Raw genomic sequence first — 18,862 nt, 5'->3', positions numbered from 1 at the left:
GAACGAGCCCCCGGTTAAGGATCAGGGCTCTGCGATCGTCAGGGAGGACGACAATGAAAATGACGGCCATCAAACTGGCAGCGACCGCAGGCCTTCTCGCAGGGCTTTCGACCGCCGCCATCGCTCAGCAGAAGAACGTGACCATCGGCGTGTCGATCCCGGCCGCCACCCACGGCTGGACCGGCGGCGTGGTCTACCACGCCCAGGAGGCCGCCAAGGCCCTCGAGAAGACCTATCCGGGCCTCAAGGTCGTGGTGAAGACCTCGCCGGACGGCGCCTCGCAGGCCAATGCCCTGGACGACCTCTCGGCCCAGAAGATGGACGCCCTCGTGGTGCTGCCCTTCAACTCGGACGAGCTCACCGATCCCGTGCGCGCCGTCAAGAAGCGCGGCACCTTCGTGACCGTCGTGGACCGCGGCCTGAAGGACCCGTCGATCCAGGACATCTACGTGGCGGGCAACAACCCCGAATTCGGCCGCGTCGCCGGCAAGTACATGGCCGACACCCTCAAGCAGGGCAACGTGGTCGTGTTCCGGGGCATCCCGACCGTGATCGATGAGGAGCGCGTCACGAACTTCGAGAAGGCCCTCGCGGGCTCCGGCGTGAAGGTGCTCGACAAGCAATACGCCAACTGGAACCGTGACGACGCCTTCCGGGTGATGCAGGACTACCTGGCCAAGCACCCGAAGATCGACGCCGTCTGGGCCTCAGACGACGACATGGCGCTGGGCGCCATGGAGGCCATCCGTCAGGCCAAGCGCGAGGACATCAAGTTCATCCTCGGCGGCGCCGGCATGAAGGACATGGTCAAGAAGGTGATGGACGGCGACAAGATGATCCCGGCCGACGTCTCCTACCCGCCGGCGATGATCGCCACCGCGCTGTTCGTCACGGCCGGCCAGTTCTACGCCAACGCGCCCATGCGCGGCACCTACGTGATCAACGCCGAGCTGATCACCAAGGACAACGCGAAGAACCACTACTATCCGGACTCGCCGTTCTAAGAAGCGCAATCTTCTTCTCCATCGCTTGTCATCCCGGGGCGGCGCAGCCGAACCCGGGATGACGGCGGTGGGGATGTGAGTGCCATGTGCACGCCTGCGTGACGCTCACATCCCCATCGTTCTCCAACGCGACAAAGCCCTCCGGATGAGAGGGGCACAAAGGGAGAGTTTCCATGAAGACCATGAAGGGCCCCGGCCTCTTTCTCGCGCAATTCGCAGGTGACGACGCCCCGTTCAACTCCCTGGACTCGATCTGCGGCTGGGCGGCCTCCCTCGGGTACAAAGGTGTGCAGATCCCGACCTGGGACACGCGCCTGTTCGATCTCAAGAAGGCGGCGGAATCGGACCCCTATTGCGACGAGATCAAAGGCATCGTGGGGGGCCATGGCCTGGAGATCACGGAACTCTCGACGCATCTCCAGGGCCAGCTCGTCGCCGTGCATCCGGCTTTCGATGAGGCCTTCGACGGTTTCGCGGCGCCTGAGGTGCGCGGCAATCCGCAGGCCCGCCAGCAATGGGCCGTCGAGCAGATGCTCATGGCCGCCAGGGCCTCGAAGCGCCTCGGCTTGAAGGCGAGCGTCAGCTTCTCGGGCGCTCTCGCCTGGCCGTTCATCTATCCCTGGCCCCAGCGCCCGGCGGGCCTCGTCGAGACCGCCTTCGAGGAGTTGGGGCGGCGCTGGAAGCCCATTCTTGACGCCTACGAGGATGCGGATTGCTACGTCGCCTACGAGATCCACCCGGGCGAGGATATCCACGACGGCGCCACCTTCGAGCGCTTCCTCGACGCGGTGGGCGGCCACAAGCGCGCGACGATCAACTACGACCCGAGCCACTTCCTGCTGCAGCAGCTCGATTACGTGGCGTTCATCGACATCTACCACGAGCGCATCAAGGCGTTCCACGCCAAGGACGCGGAGTTCAACCCATCCGGGCGCATCGGCGTCTATGGCGGCTACGAGAGCTGGGTCAACCGGGCGGGCCGCTTCCGGTCGCTCGGCGACGGACAGGTGGACTTCAACGCGATCTTCTCCAAGCTTGCCCAGTACGACTACGATTCCTGGGCCGTGCTGGAATGGGAATGCGCCCTCAAGAACGCCGCGGACGGGGCCCGCGAGGGCGCGGCCTTCATCGACGCCCACATCATCCGGGTGACCGACAAGGCCTTCGACGATTTCGCGGCGGGCGGCACGGACGAGGCCGCGAACCGGCGCATGCTCGGCCTCGGCACCCTGCGGCAGGCGGCGGAGTAAGACCATGGCGATCACGGGATCACAGGATCAATCCGCCAAGCGCCGCCTGCGCCTCGGCATGGTGGGCGGCGGGCGCGGCGCCTTCATCGGGGCGGTGCATCGCATCGCGGCCCGCCTCGACGACCGCTGGGAACTGGTGGCGGGCGCGCTCTCGTCCGACCCCGAGCGGGCGCGCCTGTCCGGCCAGGACCTGTTGCTGGCTCCGGACCGGACCTATGCCGACTTCAACGAAATGGCCCGCCGCGAACGCCGCCTGAAGGACGGCATCGATGCGGTCGCCATCGTGACGCCGAACCACGCCCACGCGGCGGCGGCCCGCGCCTTTTTGAAGGCGGGCATCCACGTGATCTGCGACAAGCCCCTGACCACGACCCGGCGCGAGGCGGACCAGCTCGCCAAGCTGGCGGCCGAGTCAGGGCTCATCTTCGCGGTCACGCACAACTACACGGGCTATCCCCTGGTGCGGCAGGCCCGCGCCATGGTGCAGGCGGGCGACCTCGGCGCGATCCGCGTGGTGCAGGTGGAGTACGCGCAGGACTGGCTGGCGACCCGGGTCGAGGAGACCGGCAGCAAGCAGGCCGAGTGGCGCACGGATCCGGCGCGCTCGGGCCCTGCCGGGGCCGTGGGCGATATCGGCACCCACGCGTTCAATCTGGCCGAGTTCGTGGCAGGCGACGAGGTGGAATCGCTCGCCGCCGAGCTCCACACCTTCGTGGGGGGCCGCAGGCTCGACGACAACGCCCACATGATGCTGCGCTTCGCGTCTGGCGCGAAGGGCATGCTGTGGTGCAGCCAGGTGGCGGCAGGCTGCGAAAACGGCCTGCGCCTGCGGGTCTATGGCGACAAGGCCGGCCTGGAGTGGCAGCAGGAGAACCCCAACGTCCTGACCTATACGCCCCTCGGCGAGCCCCCACGGCTCATTCGCCGCAACGGGGCCGGATCGGACGCGGTGTCCCAAGCGGCCTCGCGCATTCCCTCGGGCCACCCGGAGGGTTACCTGGAAGGCTTCGCGCAGCTCTACACGGATATCGCGGAACAGATCGCCGCCCGCATCGAGGGCCGCGAGCCGAACCCCTTCTCGCTCCAGGTGCCCACCGTGGCGCAGGGCGTGCGGGGCGTGCGCTTCATCGAGGCGGCGGTGCGCTCCTCCCAGAAGAAGGCAGCCTGGGTCCAGGTCTGAGGCCCTTTCGAGGCCGGAGCCGCACCGGCTCCGGCCTTGCCAGCCCTGCCGTTATGGGTCACGAAGCCGCGGACAATCACATGAGCCGTTGGACGTATTATATACGGGTCTTCCGGTGGAGCAGGTTGGGTCGCCATGGCATCGAAGCATCATGATCACGGGTGTCACGGTCACGCCGTCGAGGGCCTGAACGAGACCCAGAGGCGCGTTCACGCGATCCTGGAAGCGGCTCCTGGCCCCATGTCGGCCTACGAGGTTCTCGACCGGATGCGGGAGGCGGGCGCGGTGACGCCGCCCACAATCTATCGTTCCCTCGACAAGTTGATCGAGAAGGGGCTCGCCCACCGGCTGGAGAGCCTGAACGCCTACGTGAGCTGCAAGCACCCCCATCCCCAGGAGATGGCGGCCTTCGCGATCTGCGAAACCTGCGGGTCTGTCAACGAGTTCTCCGATCCCCATATTGACGAGCGATTGGCGCATTGGAGCGGAATCCACAGTTTTCAGCCGAAAAAAGTCACGGTCGAGGTTCGGGGCCTGTGTGAAGCCTGTCAGTCTCCAGAAGCCTGATCTCTCAATGACTTAAGGTAAGGCTTGGAGCGGCGTGTCGCGATTTTCGCCAGGAAATCGGGCTGCCTGCGACGATTGAGTGCGCCAATGCAAGCATAAATTGCCATGCTACCACGTTGCACAGCGGGTCGGATACCTATATGAATATGTAGGTATTCAAAAGTAAGGAGGTCCAGCCATGCTCGCGCAAGCCCGGACAAAGGAAGAAAGCAACGAAGCCCTGCTGGCCCGCGCGGATGAAGTCTGCCGGGAGAACAAGCTGCGTCTCACCCCCATGCGGGAGCGCGTGTACCGTGAGCTGGTGACCAGCGGCGGCCCGGTCGGCGCCTATGATCTCGTGGATCGCCTCAGCAGCAAGTCGCGCCGGATCGCTCCCGTCACGATCTACCGGGCCCTCGACTTCCTGCGGGAGGCCGGCCTCGTTCACCGCCTCGCCACGCAGAACTCCTACATCGTCTCCCACGGCCAGCCCGAGGTGAGCGCCATGAAGGTGATGTTCGTGTGCACCAAGACGGGCAATACGGTGGAGCTGCACTCCAAGGAAGTGGCCGAAGCCATTCGCAAGGCCGCCGAGGAGGCGGGTTTCAAGTCGATCTCGCCCTTCATCGAAGTCGAAGGCGAAATGGCCCGCTAAGCCAGGCACTCACGATCCGTTTCATGAAAAAGGGAGCCTTTCGGCTCCCTTTTTCTTGGCGATCCCAGGCTCCTACTCGGCCGCGAGGGGCCGGTGAACCGGCTGTGCGCTCTCCTGGACCCGCGCCTCCGGGGTCTCCTTCGAGATGAAGGTGTAGAACATCGGCACCACGAACAGGGTGAAGATCGTGCCGATGGACATGCCGGACGCGATGACGAGGCCCATGGAGAAGCGGGCCGCCGCGCCGGCGCCGGCCGCGTAGAGCAGCGGAGCCACGCCCAGCACCATGGCGGCGGTGGTCATCAGGATCGGGCGCAGGCGCACCTTGGCGGCCTCCTCGATGGCCTGGCGCTTGCGAAGCCCGTGCTTCTCCTTCAGCTCGTTGGCGAACTCCACCATCAGGATGCCGTGCTTCGTGATCAGGCCCACCAGGGTGATCAGGCCCACCTCCGTGTAGATGTTGAGGGAGGCGAGTCCGAGGTTGAGGAAGATCATGGCGCCGAACATGGAGAGCGGCACCGACATCATGATGATGAACGGATCGCGGAAGCTCTCGAACTGCGCCGCCAGCACCAGGTAGATCACGATGATGGCGAGGCCGAACGCGAGCGCGATCGAGCTACCCTCCTGGATCTCCAGGCGCGATTGTCCCGCATAGTCCACGTAGAAGCCGGCCGGGACGATCTGGGCGCCGATATCCTGCAGGGTCTTGAGGCCCTCGGACGTCGTGACGCCGGGCATCGGCAGGGCCGACAGGGTCGCGGAGTTCAGCTGGTTGAACTGCTCGATCACCGCGGGAGCCGCGTCGGTCTCGATCTTCACCAACGCCGAGAGGGGCACCATGCCGCCATCGGACGAGCGCACGTAATAGGTGCCCAGGCGCTCCGGATTGAAGCGATCCTCCTGGCGGACCTGGCTGATCACGTCGTAGCTGCGGTTGTCGCGGTCGAACTTGGAGATCGACGCCCCGCCCACGAGAGCCCCGAGCGTCGTGCCGATCTCGCTCACGGGAACCCCGAGAGCCGCCGCCCGGTCGCGATCGACGATGATGCGCGCGCGCGGCTTTTGGTACGACATGGAGTTCTGGACGACGATGAACTTGCCCGACGCCATCGCCTTCTTCTTGACCTCCTCGGCCACCTCGTAGGCCTGCGACGGGTCGTTGATGGTGCGCAGGACGTACTGGATCGGCAGTCCGTCGCCGCCGCCCGGCAGGGACGGAGGCGCGAACACAAAGGCCTGGACGCCCGCATTCTCGTTCAGGAGGTTCTGGATGTCCTGCTTCGTCTCGGCACCCTTCTTGGTGCGCTCGCTCCACTCCTTCAGCTTGAAGCCGACGAAGCCGCTGCCGCCGCCGTCGATGCCGACGATCAGGAAGGTGTCGTCCACCTCCGGGATCGTCTTGGCGGCGCCGGTGAACTGGGTCGAGAAGGCCTGGGTGTAGTCCGCCGTCGCGTATTGCGGCGTCTGGACGAGGCCGAGATACGCGCCCTGGTCCTCCTCGGGCGCGAGTTCGGACGGCGTCTTGATGAACAGGAAGACCGTCGTGCCGAGAATGGCTCCCACGATGATGAGCGTCACGAACCGGTAGTCGAGCGAACCCTTCAGGCGGCGCGCATACCAGTTCTCCAGCCTGGTGAAGGTCCGGTCGACGAAGCCCGCGAAGCCGTGGCTGCCGCCATGCGGCTTGAGGAGCTTCGCCGACATCATCGGCGAGAGCGTGACCGCGATGATGCCCGAGATCACCACCGCGCCCGCGAGCGTGAAGGCGAATTCCCGGAACAGGGTGCCGGTCAGCCCTTGAGTGAAGCCGATGGGGGCGTACACGGCCGCGAGCGTGATCGTCATGGACACGATGGGGCCGAAGATCTCCTTCATGCCCACGATGGCCGCGTCCACGGGTTTCAGGCCCTCCTCGATATGCCGGTGGATGTTCTCCAAGACCACGATGGCGTCGTCCACCACGAGACCGATGGCCAGCACCATGGCCAGCAGGGTCAGGAGGTTGATGGAATAGCCCAGCGCGTACAGCACGAAGCACACGCCCACGAGAGAGAGCGGGATCGTCACGATGGGGATGACCACGGACCGGAACGACCCGAGGAAGAGCAGGATCACCACGATGACGATGAGAGCCGCCTCGCCGATGGTCTTGAACACCTCCTCGATCGAGGCCGAGATGAAGTTCGAGGCGTCGTAGACGATCTGCACCGTCATGCCCTGCGGCAGGGTCGGGCGGATCTCGTCGATGGCCTTGGTCACGGCCTCGGCCACCGTCAGCGGGTTGGCGGCCGGCGTCGGCGTGATGCCGATGAAGGTGCCCTCCTGGCCGTTGAAGCTGACCTTGGTGTCCGTGCTCTCCGGCCCGAGCGAAACGTCGGCCACGTCGCGCAGGCGCACGACCTGATCGCCGTTGGTGCGGATCGGCAGCGTGCCGAAGGATTCCGGCGTCTGGAACGTGGTCTGCATCTCCAGCGCATAGGCGACGTAGTCGCTCTGCGTCTTGCCGGGAGCCGCCAGGAAGTTGCTGGCCCGGATGGCCGCCACCACTTCGCCCGCCGTCACGCCGCGGGCGGCCAGACGAATCGGGTCGATCCACACGCGCATGGAGAAGTCGCGGCCGCCGAGAATCTCGGCATTGCCCACGCCTTCCAGCGTGGCGAAGCGTGGCTGCACCACGCGGGTGAGGAATTCCGAGACCTGCTCGGGGTTCATCTCCGTGCTGCCGAAGGTGAGGTACATGAGCGCGAAGCTCTGGCCCGTGCCCTTCGCGATGACGGGATCTTCCGCGTCGGTGGGCAGCTGGGCGCGCACCTGCTGCACCTTCGAGGTCACTTCGGTGAGCGCCGCGTTGGGGTCGACGTTGAGGCGCATGCGCACGGAGACCGTGCTCAGACCGAGCCGGCTCTGCGACGTCACGTAGTCCACGCCCTCGGCGCTGGACACCGCCTTGGCGATGGGCGTGCTGATGAAGCCCTGCATCAGGTCGGCGCTGGCGCCCACATAGACTGTCGTGATGGTGACCGTGGTTTCCTCGACCTCCGGGTACTGACGCACCTGAAGGCTCATCAAGCCCTGCGCGCCGAGCAGCAGGATCAGGAGGCTCACCACCATCGACAGGACGGGGCGGCGGATGAACAGTTCGGTAAAACTCATGGGCTTGATGCCTATTCGAGCGTGTCGCCTATTGACCGTTCGCCATCTTGGTGATGCCGAGCTTGGTGAGGTCGATGCTGTTGTTGATCTTGACGGCGGCGCCGGCCTGAAGCTTGTTCTGGCCCGAGGCGACCACGGTCTGGCCCGGATTGATGCCCGACTTGATCTCGATGTTCGGTCCCTCGCGGCGACCGGACTTCACGAAGACCTGGCGGACGACGTCGCGGGTCTTGCCGTCCTTCTCGTCCTGCTCGATCGTGTAGACGTAATCGCCGTAGAGGCTGGTGATCACGGCCGTCTGCGGCACCGTCACGATATTGGGCTCTTCCGGCATGATCACGCGCACGTGGAGGAATTGACCGGGCGTGATGGCGTTGTCCTTGTTGTCCTCGATCACGGCCTGCATCGACACGAGCCGGGTCGCGGGATCGACGCGGGGGTTCTTGCCGATGATCTTGCCGGTGAGCGGCAGGTTGCTCTCGCTGATGCCGACGCGAACCGCCTGCCCGAGCTTGATCAGCTCCGCCTGCAGCTCCGGCACCGAGAAGTCCACCTTCATGGAGGACAGGTCCTGGAACGTCGCGACCTTGGTGCCGGGCGTCAGGTACTGGCCGATATCGATGAGGGAAATACCGACGACGCCCGAGAACGGTGCCTTCAGGTTCTTCTGGTTGATGGTGGCCTCGAGGCGGGCCTGGCGCGAGCGCGCCGTGGCGAGGCGGGCCACCACTTCGTCATAGCTCGCCTCCGTGCCGTAGCCCCGGTTGGTCAGGGTCTTGGCGCGCTCGAAGGCGGATTCGGCCAGCTTCACGTTGGCGGTCACATCCTGCAACTCGGCGCGCTCGACCGAATCGTCGAGCTGGATGAGCACGTCGCCCTGCTTGACCTGCTGGTTCGGCTTGAAGTTGATCGCCTTGACGACACCGGCGGTCTCGACGGCCAGATCGACGCCGTTGGCGGCGCGGGCGGTGCCCACCGCCGCGATGCCCGGGTTCCACGTCTTGGCCTCGACCTTGGCCGATGTCACGGCCTGCGCCGGCTGCTGCATGTTCGCGAAGAAGTCCTTGATCATCCGGTCCTTGAAAAAGTTGAACCAGACGAGGCCGGCGCACAGGCCGACCGCAAGGATGAACACGAGGGAGACGACGATTCGCCGTTTCATGGGAGGTCACTTCCGCAATGCACCGGATGGGGAATGTCCGGCGGCCGATCCGTTTTTGTTTCTGGCAGACGCGCGCAACTTCCCCTTGACGCCGCTGTCAGGAAGGCATTTATATACCGTCTGGACGGTAAAGCGCAAGCGCAACAATGAAGAGTGCAGTGCAATAAATGTTGGAATGCATCAAAGGCCGCAAGAGCTCTCGGGAAAAAATTCTCGATGCGGCCGCTGAATTGGTCCGGGAAATCGGTTCGGGGCGCCTCACTCTGGATGCGGTGGCGGAGCGTGCCGGATTAAGTAAGGGAGGACTCCTTTACAATTTCAAAACGAAGGATGCGCTGCTCCAGGCGATGATCCAGCGCATGATCGACGAAGTTCAAGCCGAAAAAGAGGCATACCGGGCGACCGAGGCCCCCGGCCCGAATTTCGAGGCGCGGCTTTGCGTGATGGCGTGCCTGAGCATGCGCAAGGGCAAGATGCGCGAGGTTGCCAACGGCATGCTGGCGGCCTCCGCCGAGAACCCGAACCTCTTGGAGCCGGTTCGCCAGGTGCTGGGCACCGTCCTGACCGACATCAAGCAGAAATCCGAAGACCCCGAGGCTGCCCTCCTGGCCTGGCTCGCCGTCGAGGGCCTCAACAGCATGGCCATGCACAACATCAGCCCCTTCTCGGACGAGGATTGCGGCATGATCGCCGACGCGGCCAAGCGCCTGCTGGAGAAGGGCATCGCCTCCTAGGAACCGGCGACCCAGCCGCTCCAGGCCGTCACCCCCGCCACCACGATGAGAAGCAGGCCCGCTGCCCGTCCGGCCCAGATCGTCACCCCCGCGTTGCCGACAAGGAAAGCACTGCCGCGGTGGGCCGCCAGCGCGAGGCCGCCATAGATCCCGAATTGCATCAGCACCGTGAGCAGGCCCATCGCGAGGGCCTGCGTCCAGACCGGCCCGTATTGCGGCTTCATGAATTGCGGATAGACCGCGAAGACGAACAGATAGGCCTTCGGGTTGAGCAGGCAGGTGACCGCGCCCTGCCGGAACGCCATCCCGAGCGAGCGGCTTTTCGCCCGCCCGACCCCGTCCACCGTGATGGCGCTGCGCAGCAGCGTGAGGCCGATCCAAGCCATGTAGGCGGCGCCCGCCGCCAGCATCACGTTGAAGAGAGACGGCGCGAGCGTCAGGATCACGCCGACGCCCAGCGCCCCGAACAGGGTGTGGACCGCCCCGCCCGTCATGATGCCGAAGGTCGCCGCGAAGCCCGAGCGGAGACCGCCCGTCAGGGTATTGGCCAGCACGAACAGCATGTCCATGCCCGGCACCACGATGATGCCGAAGAGCAAGGTGGCGAAGAGCCAGAGGTTTTCCGAATAGGTCATGGTGTCAGTTTCTCTGGTGTCAGTTTCTCAGGGGCCCGGGCGCCGTCCCTTCGTGGAAAACGGTTGTTTCTCAGGCCACTGAGGCGTTCTATACAGGAGGCCAACTGACAGCGTTCTGTCAGGAGCGTGAGGTTAGCCCGGAGGGTTCGCGACGATGCGCAAAGCCTCGCGCCTGTTCGAGATCATCCAGATCCTGCGCCTCGCCAGGGGGCCGGTCACCGCCGCCCGCATGGCCGAAAGCCTGGAGGTCACGGTGCGGTCGATCTACCGGGACATCGCGGCCCTGCAGGCCATGCGGGTGCCCGTGGAGGGCGGGCGCGGCATCGGCTACATCCTGCGGCCGGGCTTCGACCTGCCGCCGCTCATGTTCTCCATCGAGGAGACGGAAGCCATCGTGCTGGCGCTCTCGCTCCTGGAACGCACGGGCGATCCGGCGCTGATCCGGGCGGCCCGGCAGGCGGACCGCAAGATCGAGGCCGCCCTGCCCGCGCCCCTCCGACAGTCCTTGTCCCGCAACGCGCTGCATGCCTGGGGTTTGATCGCGCCCTCGCCCACCGGGATCGAGCTCGCCCTGGTGCGGCAGGCCATCCGCGACGAGCGGAAGCTCGCTCTCGATTACCGCGACGGATCCGGGCGCGAGACCAGCCGGGTCATCCGGCCCGTCGCGCTGATCTACTACGCGGAGACGGCCAACATCGTGGCGTGGTGCGAGTTGCGGGGCTCCTTGCGCCATTTCCGGGCCGACCGGGTCGTGGCCGGCATGGCGGTCGAAAGCTACTTTCGCGGCGAGGGCGACGGGCTGCGCCAGCAATGGGTGGCGGGCTGGCGCACGAACGACAACGCGACCGCGATCGAGAGCTGATCTCATCGGCCCGCGCCTCTTCCCAGGACGCATTTTTGAACGCCGAACCCGGGCCCTTCGCCGAAAAATGCTCTAGGTCCCGCCCCAGGCCGGATCGGCCAGCACGTCGTGGGTGTGCTCCCCGAGACGCGGCGAGGGCGTGGCCGCCGCCATGGGCTCGCCATCGAGCACGATGGGCGAGCGCACGGACGGGATGGCGCCCGCCTTGGCGGCCTCCGAGGGCAGGCTGATCCGCATGCCCCGCGCGATCACCTGGGGATCGTCGAACACGTCGCCGACCGTATTGATGGGCCCGGCCGGAACGCCTTCCCGCTCGAGCGCCGACAGCAGGGCGTCGCGGGTCGTCCTTAGCGTGAGCCCGGTCAGCACCGGCACCAGCTCGGCCCGAGCCCCGACCCGGCCCGCATTGGTGCGAAAGCGCGGGTCCTCGGCCAATTCCGGCTGGCCCAGGACCTTCACGAAGCGGGCAAATTGCCCGTCATTGCCCACCGCCACGATCACGTGGCCGTCCGCCACCGGAAACACCTGATAGGGCACGATGTTGGGGTGCGCATTGCCCATGCGCCGGGGCGTCTTGCCGGAGGCCAGATAGTTCATGGCCTGGTTGGCCAGCACGCTCGTCTGCACGTCGAGGAGCGCCATGTCCACATGGCCGCCCTCCCCGGTCTCGTCCCGCCGCCGCAGGGCCGCCAGCACGCCGACCACGCCGTAGACGCCCGTGAAAATGTCGGCGAACGCGACGCCGATCTTCTGCGGCTCGCCGTCGGGATCGCCCGTCAGGTCCATGATGCCGCCCATGCCCTGGATCATGAAGTCGTAGCCGGCGCGCGCCGCGTAAGGACCGTTCTGGCCGAAACCCGTGATGGAGCAGTAGACGAGACGCGGATTGACGGCTCTCAGGCTCTCGTAATCGAGCCCGTATTTCTTGAGGCCGCCAACCTTGAAGTTCTCGACCAGCACGTCCGCGTGCGAGGCGAGACGCCGGACCAACTCCTGGCCCTCCGGGGTCTCGAAATCCACCGCGATGGAGCGCTTGCCTCGGTTGGCCGCGTGAAAATAGGCCGCCGACAGGTCGCCCCCGTCCGCCGCCTCGATGAAGGGCGGGCCCCAGCCGCGGGTGTCGTCGCCCACGCCGGGACGCTCCACCTTCACCACGTCGGCGCCCAGATCGGCCAGGAGCTGGCCGACCCAGGGCCCCGCCAGGATGCGGGCGAGTTCGAGGACCTTCAGGCCCGCAAGCGGCTTCGAGGTCATAGGGTCCGGCTCAGTAGAACGCCTGCAGGCCCGTGATGGCGCGGCCCAGGATCAGGGCGTGCACGTCGTGGGTGCCCTCGTAGGTGTTCACGGTCTCCAGGTTCTGGGCGTGGCGCATCACGTGGTACTCTTCCTGGATGCCGTTTCCGCCGTGCATGTCGCGGGCCTGGCGGGCGATGTCGAGCGCCTTGCCGCAATTGTTGCGCTTGACCAGCGAGATCATCTCCGGCGCCATGCGGCCCTCGTCGAACAGGCGGCCGACGCGAAGGCTAGCGTGCAGGCCGAGCGTGATCTCGGTCATCATGTCGGCGAGCTTCTTCTGCACCAGCTGCGTCTGGGCGAGCGGGCGGTTGAACTGCTTGCGCTCCAGGGTGTAGTTGCGCGCCCGGTGCCAGCAATCCTCCGCAGCCCCCATGGAGCCCCAGGAGATGCCGTAGCGGGCCCGGTTGAGGCAGCCGAACGGGCCTTTGAGGCCCGACACGTTCGGCAGGAGCGCGTCCTCGCCGACCTCGACGCCGTCCATGACGATCTCGCCCGTGATGGAGGCGCGCAAGCTGAGCTTGCCGCCGATCTTGGGGGCGGACAGGCCCTTCATGCCCTTTTCCAGCACGAAGCCGCGAATCTCGTTGTTGTGGGCGGCCGACTTCGCCCAGACCACGAACACGTCGGCGATGGGCGAGTTGGAGATCCAGGTCTTGGACCCATGCAGGCGGTAGCCGCCGTCGGTCTTCTCGGCCCGGGTCTTCATGCCGGCGGGGTCGGAGCCCGCGTCGGGCTCGGTGAGGCCGAAGCAGCCCACGAACTCGCCGGACGCGAGCTTGGGCAGGTACTTCTTGCGCTGCTCCTCCGACCCGTAGGCGTAGATCGGGTACATGACGAGGGAGGATTGCACGCTCATCATGGAGCGGTAGCCGGAATCGACGCGCTCGACCTCGCGGGCGACGAGCCCGTAGGCCACGTAGGACGCGCCCGCGCAGCCGTATTCCTCCGGAAGCGTCACGCCCAGAAGCCCGAGCTCGCCCATCTCGTTGAAGATGGAGCGGTCGGTCTTCTCCTCGCGATAGGCCTCGATGACCCGCGGCAGCAGCTTGTCCTGCGCGTAGGCGCGGGCCGTGTCGCGGATCATGCGTTCGTCGTCGGTCAGGAGGTCGTCGAGCAGGAGCGGATCGTCCCACTGGATCTTCGCAAGGTCCTTCTGAAAGCCTGCCATGGCGCTGTCCTCATGATGCCGGGCCCGGAGGCCGCGCGGATGGGTCGATTGGGCCGGACCCTCGCCCCATGCGGCCGGGAAGTAAAGCGACAACTTCGCAGCAGGTTATGCGCCTTCGGAATGAGGCAAGGCGATGAGGCAACACCTCACGGATAGGCGCGCACCGGCTTGAGGGTCAGGCGGCTCAACGTGAAGGCCGTGATGCCGCAGAACGCGATGGCGGCCACCATGGACAGGGGCCCGCCCGTCCCGAAGGCGCTCACGGCCACGATCATGAGGGCGCCCGTGGTGAGCTGCAGCGTGCCCATGAGCGAGGAGGCCGTTCCGGCGACCGGCCCGTGGTTCTCAAGGGCCAGCACCGTGGTCGACGGGATCACGAGGCCGAGGCACCCGAAGGACACGAACAGCATTCCCCACAGCACCCAGGCGTTGTCGACCCCGGCAAGGGTCAGAACCAGGAGCGCCGTGGTGAGGATCGCGAAGCCCATGATGGCCCGGCGCACCACCGCCTCGGCCCCAAAGCGGCGCATGAGCAGGCTGTTGAACTGCGCCGCGCCGATGAACGCCATGGCGTTCGAGGCGAAGACGAGGCTGTAGCGCGAGGGCGTGAGGCCGAAATGCTCGATGAAGATCACGGACGAGCCCGCCAGGTAGGAGAAGAAGCTCGCCTGGCTGAGGCCGCCGATGAAGGTGAGCCCCAGGAAATGCCGGTCCCTCAGGAGGCCCTTATAGGTCGTGAAGACGTGCCCGATCCCGCGCCGGCTCGGATCGGCCCCGTGGGTTTCCGGCAGGAGGAGCGCCACGACGAGAAGCCCCGCCACCCCGATCGCCGCGATCACGTCGAAGATGATCCGCCAGGAGAAGAACTCCGTGAGCGCGCTCCCGGCGAGCGGCGCGAGAAGCGGCGACACGCTGAAGACCAGCATGGTGGTGGCCATGAGCTTGGCGGCCTCGGGGCCCGTATGGAGGTCGCGGATGACCGCGCGAGGGATCACCATGCTGGCGCAGGCGCCCACGCCCTGGAGGAACCGGAACGCGATGAGAGCCTCGGCGCTGCGGGCGAGGCTGCACCCGATGCCGCCGAGGATGAACAGGGAAAGCCCCACGTAGAGCGGCGGCTTGCGGCCGAACCGATCGGACAGGGGGCCGTAGATGATCTGGCACAGCGCGACGGCGCCGAAGAAGCTCGTCAGGCTCATCTGGACCGCGCTCACGTCCACGTTCAGGTCGCGGGCGATGGCCGGAAAGGCCGGCAGATACATGTCGATGGCGAACGGCCCCACGGCGGACAGCATGCCGAGCACGAGGGCGTTGCGCAGGAAGGTCGAACGGGCGGACGGGGCCATGGGAATGAAAATCCGAGACCCGCCTTCGCGAGCGGCGAAGGAGGGGCGAAAGAGACGAAGCCCCGCTCCGGCGGCGCCGGACCGAAGGCGAAAATGGAAAGGTGGCTTGAAGCGGACCGGCGTGACGGCGGCGCGGCACCCGGCACGAGCCCGCACCATATGCCTTGCCCTGCACAGGTCAAGGCGGGAATCGACGGGGCGACGGCAGCTCCTAGCGCCCGGCCCCCTGCCGTCAAGCTAAGACTTATCGTTAATATCGGCCCGAAACTCTGCGCCCTAGGATTGCATCGGGAGGTTGTTAAGGAAAATCCCGCCGCTCTTCATGCTTCCTTAACCATGTTTGGTCATCTCTCGTTAGGTCATCGGATCGGCCCCCAGCTCTCCTGGAACCGGCTCCGCCACCCGCCTGCCGGGCCACCGGCAGTCCCTCAGTTGATCGAGTCGCCTGCCCACATGCTGAACCTCCCGCGTAGCCCCCGCCCCGAGACTGCCCCGCGAGGAGCAGGCCCGGCGCCGCGCTCGCCCCGGCCGGGGAGCCTGTGGCGGCGCGTCCCGGTCGTGGCGGGCCTCATGGCGAGCTTCCTGGCGGCCGCGGGCTGCTCCATGCGCTCGGACCTGGAATTCACCACCCTCATGAACGAGGTCCCGGCGACCCGGGCCATCATGGTGCCGCCCCCCGGCGGTCCCGGCGTGGTGTCGGTGCTGGAGCGGCGCTACCTGAACGGCGTCTCCCAGGAAATCGCCCTGTCGACCGCCGCCGAGGGACGGGGCCAGAACACGTTCTGGATCCGCCTCGTCAACGACCCGCGGGCGCTCACCGAGAACGACGATTCGCTGTCCATCGGGCGCCTCGACCCCCTCGACATCTACAACGAGATCAACGAGCGCCTGCCCGGCATCAACATGCAGACCTCGAATTATTTCGTTCAGAACAAGTACGGCCCCTTCGGCTACGCGGTGGGCCGGTCGGGCGCCGGGGACCTGTGCCTCTATGCCTGGCAGCAGATCGAGCCGACCGAGAACGCGATCTTCATGACGAGCGGCACCGTGTCGGTGCGCATGCGGGTCTGCCAGGCCAACGCCACCGAGGAGCAGCTCCTGCGGGTCATGTACGGTTATTCGATCTCGGCCTATTTCAAGTCCGACAGCTGGAACCCCTACGGGACCCCGCCGCCGCCCTCGCCTCAGCTCGGCCAGATCGACGCGCCCATCTACCCGCTGGGCTCCGCCAATCCGGACGCCGTGGTGCCGCCCCGCGTCCTGCCCCAGGCTCAGGCCCAGACGACCGTCACCGCGGCCACCGTCCGGACCCCCGCCGTCCGGCGCACCACCACGGTCCGGCGGACCACGGTGACGCGCCCGGCCGCCCCTCCGGTGTCCAGCGCTCCGGCGGCCGGCTATCCGGTGGTGCCCCCGCCACCGCCGTGAAAGCTTCCCCATGAGAGCCTTCCCACGAGGGCCTTCATGAGGGCCTTGCGACAAGGAAAATCTTGCGGAAACGCCGTTCTGCGAATAGCAAAAGTTAAGATATCCCCGGTTCACCATGTTCGAGGGAAGCCGCGTCTTAACCTTGGCCGCAACTGGCCCCGGCCGGCTCCCTTGCGCTAGAACCCCTGTACCGCCTTCCGCTCAGGAAGCACGATCGAGAACGAGGGACGATGAGACAGAGTATCATTGTGGCCTTCTGGGCCGCAGCATCTGCGATCGTCGTTCTCCTGATCGCCCTGCCGATCAGCCTTCAGGCCCACCTCGTGGCGGGCCTCGTGGTTGTGTCCATCATGATCATCCTGAAGTTCTTCCGGGCCGAGGGCGTGTGGCGGCAGATCGCCCTGGCGCTCGGCACCGCCATCGTGCTGCGCTACGTCTTCTGGCGCTCGACGAGCACGCTTCCGCCGATCACGGAGATCGGCAACTACATCCCGGCCTTCCTGCTTTATCTCGCCGAGATGTACAGCGTCATGATGCTGTTCCTGAGCTTGTTCGTGGTGTCGAGCCCGCTTCCGCCCCGCAAGCCGCCGCCGCTGGACCCGAACGACCTACCCTCCGTGGACGTGTACGTGCCGACCTACAACGAGGACGCGGACCTGCTCGCCACGACGCTCGCGGCCGCACGGGCCATGGACTACCCCAAGGAAAAGTTCACGGTCTGGCTTCTGGACGACGGCGGCACCGACGAGAAATGCGAATCGACCAATGCCAAGTCGGCCGAGGCCGCCCGGGCGCGGCGCGTCGAGCTGACCGAATTGTGCCACGCGCTGGACTGCAAGTACCTGACCCGCGCCCGTAACCTCCACGCCAAGGCCGGCAACCTCAATAACGGCCTGGAAAACTCCACCGGAGACCTCGTGGTGGTGTTCGACGCCGACCACGCCCCGGCCCGCTCCTTCCTGAAGGAGACGGTGGGCTATTTCGGCCTCGACAAGCGCCTCTTCCTGGTCCAGACGCCCCACTTCTTCATCAATCCGGATCCGGTCGAGCGCAACCTCGGCACCTTCCAGACCATGCCGTCCGAGAACGAGATGTTCTACGGCATCATCCAGCGCGGCCTGGACAAGTGGGACGCGTCCTTCTTCTGCGGCTCCGCCGCCGTTCTGCGCCGCGAGGCCCTGCTGGAAACCGACGGGTTCAGCGGCAAGAGCATCACGGAGGATTGCGAGACGGCGCTGGAGCTCCATTCCCGCGGCTGGCGCAGCCTCTATGTGGACAAGCCCCTGATCGCGGGCCTCCAGCCGGACAGCTTCGCGAGCTTCATCGGCCAGCGCTCCCGCTGGGCCCAGGGCATGATCCAGATCATGCGCTACCGCATGCCGCCCCTGAAGCGCGGCCTGAAGCTGCCGCAGCGCCTGTGCTACATGTCGAGCGTGCTGTTCTGGCTCTTCCCGTTCACGCGCGCCTGCTTCCTGCTCTCGCCCCTGTGCTACCTGTTCTTCTCGCTGGAAATCTTCACGGCGTCGGGCGGAGAGTTCCTGGCCTATACGTCCACCTACATGCTCGTGAACTTCATGATGCAGAACTACCTCTACGGCCGCTACCGCTGGCCGTGGATCTCGGACCTCTACGAGTTCATCCAGACCGTGTATCTCCTGCCCGCCATCCTGTCGGTGATCGCCAACCCGAGCAAGCCGACCTTCAAGGTGACGGCCAAGAACGAGAACCTGAGCCAGAGCCGCATCTCCGAACTCGGCGCGCCGTTCTTCATCATCTTCGGCATCCTGCTGCTGGGCGTCGTCGCCACGGGCGTGCGGATCTGGGCCGAGCCCTACAAGGCCGACGTCGCCCTCGTGACGGGCGGCTGGAACCTGCTCAACCTGCTCATCGCGGGCTGCGCGCTGGGCGTCGTGTCCGAGCGGGCCGCCCGGCGCCAAAGCCACCGGGTCCTGTCGCAGCGCCCCTGCCAGTTCGTGATGGACGGCGTCACCGTCAACGGCATGATCGAGGACGTGTCGGTGGGCGGCGCGAGCCTGCGGCTTCACTCGTCCTCCCTGCCGGGCCTCAAGAAGGGCGCCATCGGGAGCCTGGAGTTCAAGCCCTACGCCGACAACATCCCGTCCAACAGCCTGACGGTGGACGTGCGCAAGATGGGCATGGATGAGAAGGGCATCCTCATCGGCTGCCGGTTCATGACCGAGACGCCGGTGCACCACCAGCTCATCGCCGACCTCGTCTTCGCCAATGCCGACCAGTGGAGCAGCTTCCAGAAGCGGCGGCACCAGGATATCGGCGTCCTGCGCGGCACCCTCTGGTTCCTGGCGGTGGCGCTCTACCAGACCGGCCGCGGCCTGGCCTACCTGTTCGGCCTACAGAAGGTCGGCGTCTCGAACCCGCCCCCGGCGCCCGCGCCGGCCGCGCTGGCAAAGTAGGGGCCTGA

At 66.3% G+C, this 18,862-nt stretch carries 15 protein-coding genes and 1 pseudogene; 10 read left to right on the top strand and 6 right to left on the bottom strand.

What is annotated here, in order from left to right; all coding sequences use genetic code 11:
• The first annotated feature begins 53 nt into the window (after nt 1–53).
• From ILT42_RS12510 to ILT42_RS12490, 5 genes are all read left to right on the top strand, one after another.
• Nucleotides 54–1,004, top strand: coding sequence for a substrate-binding domain-containing protein (locus tag ILT42_RS12510; protein ID WP_407664565.1), 951 nt, complete (start codon nt 54–56; stop codon nt 1,002–1,004).
• A 173-nt stretch (nt 1,005–1,177) separates the two neighbouring features.
• Entirely contained in the window at nt 1,178–2,254 is a 1,077-nt protein-coding gene (locus ILT42_RS12505; protein ID WP_204215947.1) for a sugar phosphate isomerase/epimerase family protein, read from the top strand.
• A 4-nt stretch (nt 2,255–2,258) separates the two neighbouring features.
• On the top strand, nt 2,259–3,434 hold the full coding sequence (locus ILT42_RS12500; protein WP_204215946.1) for a Gfo/Idh/MocA family protein: 1,176 nt from the start codon (nt 2,259–2,261) through the stop codon (nt 3,432–3,434).
• A 135-nt stretch (nt 3,435–3,569) separates the two neighbouring features.
• The gene (locus tag ILT42_RS12495) at nt 3,570–4,001 is read left to right on the top strand and encodes a Fur family transcriptional regulator (protein WP_204215945.1); all 432 of its coding nucleotides are present in this window, start codon (nt 3,570–3,572) and stop codon (nt 3,999–4,001) included.
• Between the two features lie 178 nt (nt 4,002–4,179).
• Complete coding sequence (locus ILT42_RS12490; RefSeq protein WP_204215944.1) at nt 4,180–4,635, top strand: Fur family transcriptional regulator; 456 nt, start codon at nt 4,180–4,182, stop codon at nt 4,633–4,635.
• 72 nt (nt 4,636–4,707) lie between these two features.
• On the opposite strand, the gene ILT42_RS12485 is transcribed toward ILT42_RS12490, so the two are convergent.
• Together ILT42_RS12485 and ILT42_RS12480 are read right to left on the bottom strand one after the other, a co-directional pair.
• The gene (locus ILT42_RS12485; protein ID WP_204215943.1) at nt 4,708–7,791 is read right to left on the bottom strand and encodes an efflux RND transporter permease subunit; all 3,084 of its coding nucleotides are present in this window, start codon (nt 7,789–7,791) and stop codon (nt 4,708–4,710) included.
• Nucleotides 7,792–7,819: 28 nt separating this feature from the next.
• Nucleotides 7,820–8,953, bottom strand: a complete 1,134-nt coding sequence (locus tag ILT42_RS12480; RefSeq protein WP_204215942.1) for an efflux RND transporter periplasmic adaptor subunit — start codon at nt 8,951–8,953, stop codon at nt 7,820–7,822.
• Nucleotides 8,954–9,120: 167 nt separating this feature from the next.
• On the opposite strand from ILT42_RS12480, the pseudogene ILT42_RS23275 reads away from it, so the two are divergent.
• Together ILT42_RS23275 and ILT42_RS12475 are read left to right on the top strand one after the other, a co-directional pair.
• Nucleotides 9,121–9,291, top strand: a pseudogene (locus ILT42_RS23275) (TetR/AcrR family transcriptional regulator); the annotation flags it as partial.
• A gap of 21 nt (nt 9,292–9,312) precedes the next feature.
• Nucleotides 9,313–9,687: a hypothetical protein gene (locus ILT42_RS12475; RefSeq protein ID WP_229428615.1), complete on the top strand. Its 375-nt coding sequence runs from the start codon at nt 9,313–9,315 to the stop codon at nt 9,685–9,687.
• Here the strand turns inward: ILT42_RS12475 and ILT42_RS12470 are convergent.
• Nucleotides 9,684–10,322, bottom strand: a complete 639-nt coding sequence (locus ILT42_RS12470; RefSeq protein WP_204215940.1) for a LysE family translocator — start codon at nt 10,320–10,322, stop codon at nt 9,684–9,686. The two genes, ILT42_RS12475 and ILT42_RS12470, sit on opposite strands and share 4 nt — an antisense overlap.
• 154 nt (nt 10,323–10,476) lie before the next feature.
• On the opposite strand from ILT42_RS12470, the gene ILT42_RS12465 reads away from it, so the two are divergent.
• Nucleotides 10,477–11,184 (top strand): helix-turn-helix transcriptional regulator, encoded by a 708-nt coding sequence (locus ILT42_RS12465; RefSeq protein ID WP_204215939.1) that lies wholly within the window; start codon nt 10,477–10,479, stop codon nt 11,182–11,184.
• A gap of 72 nt (nt 11,185–11,256) precedes the next feature.
• On the opposite strand, the gene ILT42_RS12460 is transcribed toward ILT42_RS12465, so the two are convergent.
• The 3 genes from ILT42_RS12460 to ILT42_RS12450 all read right to left on the bottom strand — a co-directional run bounded on the left by ILT42_RS12460 (nt 11,257) and on the right by ILT42_RS12450 (nt 14,994).
• A complete protein-coding gene (locus ILT42_RS12460) occupies nt 11,257–12,438 on the bottom strand; it encodes a CaiB/BaiF CoA transferase family protein (RefSeq protein WP_204215938.1) in 1,182 nt (393 codons plus the stop codon).
• A gap of 10 nt (nt 12,439–12,448) precedes the next feature.
• Nucleotides 12,449–13,648, bottom strand: coding sequence for an acyl-CoA dehydrogenase (locus tag ILT42_RS12455; protein WP_204215937.1), 1,200 nt, complete (start codon nt 13,646–13,648; stop codon nt 12,449–12,451).
• Nucleotides 13,649–13,794: 146 nt separating this feature from the next.
• On the bottom strand, nt 13,795–14,994 hold the full coding sequence (locus tag ILT42_RS12450; RefSeq protein WP_204215936.1) for a multidrug effflux MFS transporter: 1,200 nt from the start codon (nt 14,992–14,994) through the stop codon (nt 13,795–13,797).
• Between the two features lie 453 nt (nt 14,995–15,447).
• Between ILT42_RS12450 and bcsN the strand changes: the two genes are divergently transcribed.
• Nucleotides 15,448–16,422 carry a cellulose biosynthesis protein BcsN gene (bcsN, locus tag ILT42_RS12445; RefSeq protein WP_204215935.1) on the top strand — a complete coding sequence of 325 codons (975 nt, stop codon included), beginning with the start codon at nt 15,448–15,450 and terminating at the stop codon, nt 16,420–16,422.
• A 230-nt stretch (nt 16,423–16,652) separates the two neighbouring features.
• Nucleotides 16,653–18,854, top strand: a complete 2,202-nt coding sequence (gene bcsA, locus ILT42_RS12440; protein WP_204215934.1) for a UDP-forming cellulose synthase catalytic subunit — start codon at nt 16,653–16,655, stop codon at nt 18,852–18,854.
• The last annotated feature ends 8 nt before the right edge of the window (nt 18,855–18,862 follow it).

Source organism: Microvirga pudoricolor (assembly GCF_016892705.1).
Lineage (GTDB): Bacteria > Pseudomonadota > Alphaproteobacteria > Rhizobiales > Beijerinckiaceae > Microvirga > Microvirga pudoricolor.
Note: the sequence above shows the minus strand (reverse complement) of the source record. Positions and strands in the feature narration are given on the sequence as shown.

Excerpts from the sequence above, each read along its gene's own strand:
- ILT42_RS12475 (WP_229428615.1), top strand. The coding sequence starts at position 9,313 with ATGATCGACGAAGTTCAAGCCGAAAAAGAGGCATACCGGGCGACCGAG.
- ILT42_RS12470 (WP_204215940.1), bottom strand. The coding sequence starts at position 10,322 with ATGACCTATTCGGAAAACCTCTGGCTCTTCGCCACCTTGCTCTTCGGC.
- ILT42_RS12480 (WP_204215942.1), bottom strand. The coding sequence starts at position 8,953 with ATGAAACGGCGAATCGTCGTCTCCCTCGTGTTCATCCTTGCGGTCGGC.
- ILT42_RS12485 (WP_204215943.1), bottom strand. The coding sequence starts at position 7,791 with ATGAGTTTTACCGAACTGTTCATCCGCCGCCCCGTCCTGTCGATGGTG.
- ILT42_RS12455 (WP_204215937.1), bottom strand. The coding sequence starts at position 13,648 with ATGGCAGGCTTTCAGAAGGACCTTGCGAAGATCCAGTGGGACGATCCG.
- bcsN (WP_204215935.1), top strand. The coding sequence starts at position 15,448 with ATGCTGAACCTCCCGCGTAGCCCCCGCCCCGAGACTGCCCCGCGAGGA.
- ILT42_RS12505 (WP_204215947.1), top strand. The coding sequence starts at position 1,178 with ATGAAGACCATGAAGGGCCCCGGCCTCTTTCTCGCGCAATTCGCAGGT.
- ILT42_RS12495 (WP_204215945.1), top strand. The coding sequence starts at position 3,570 with ATGGCATCGAAGCATCATGATCACGGGTGTCACGGTCACGCCGTCGAG.
- ILT42_RS12460 (WP_204215938.1), bottom strand. The coding sequence starts at position 12,438 with ATGACCTCGAAGCCGCTTGCGGGCCTGAAGGTCCTCGAACTCGCCCGC.
- ILT42_RS12500 (WP_204215946.1), top strand. The coding sequence starts at position 2,259 with ATGGCGATCACGGGATCACAGGATCAATCCGCCAAGCGCCGCCTGCGC.
- bcsA (WP_204215934.1), top strand. The coding sequence starts at position 16,653 with ATGAGACAGAGTATCATTGTGGCCTTCTGGGCCGCAGCATCTGCGATC.
- ILT42_RS12450 (WP_204215936.1), bottom strand. The coding sequence starts at position 14,994 with ATGGCCCCGTCCGCCCGTTCGACCTTCCTGCGCAACGCCCTCGTGCTC.
- ILT42_RS12510 (WP_407664565.1), top strand. The coding sequence starts at position 54 with ATGAAAATGACGGCCATCAAACTGGCAGCGACCGCAGGCCTTCTCGCA.
- ILT42_RS12465 (WP_204215939.1), top strand. The coding sequence starts at position 10,477 with ATGCGCAAAGCCTCGCGCCTGTTCGAGATCATCCAGATCCTGCGCCTC.
- ILT42_RS12490 (WP_204215944.1), top strand. The coding sequence starts at position 4,180 with ATGCTCGCGCAAGCCCGGACAAAGGAAGAAAGCAACGAAGCCCTGCTG.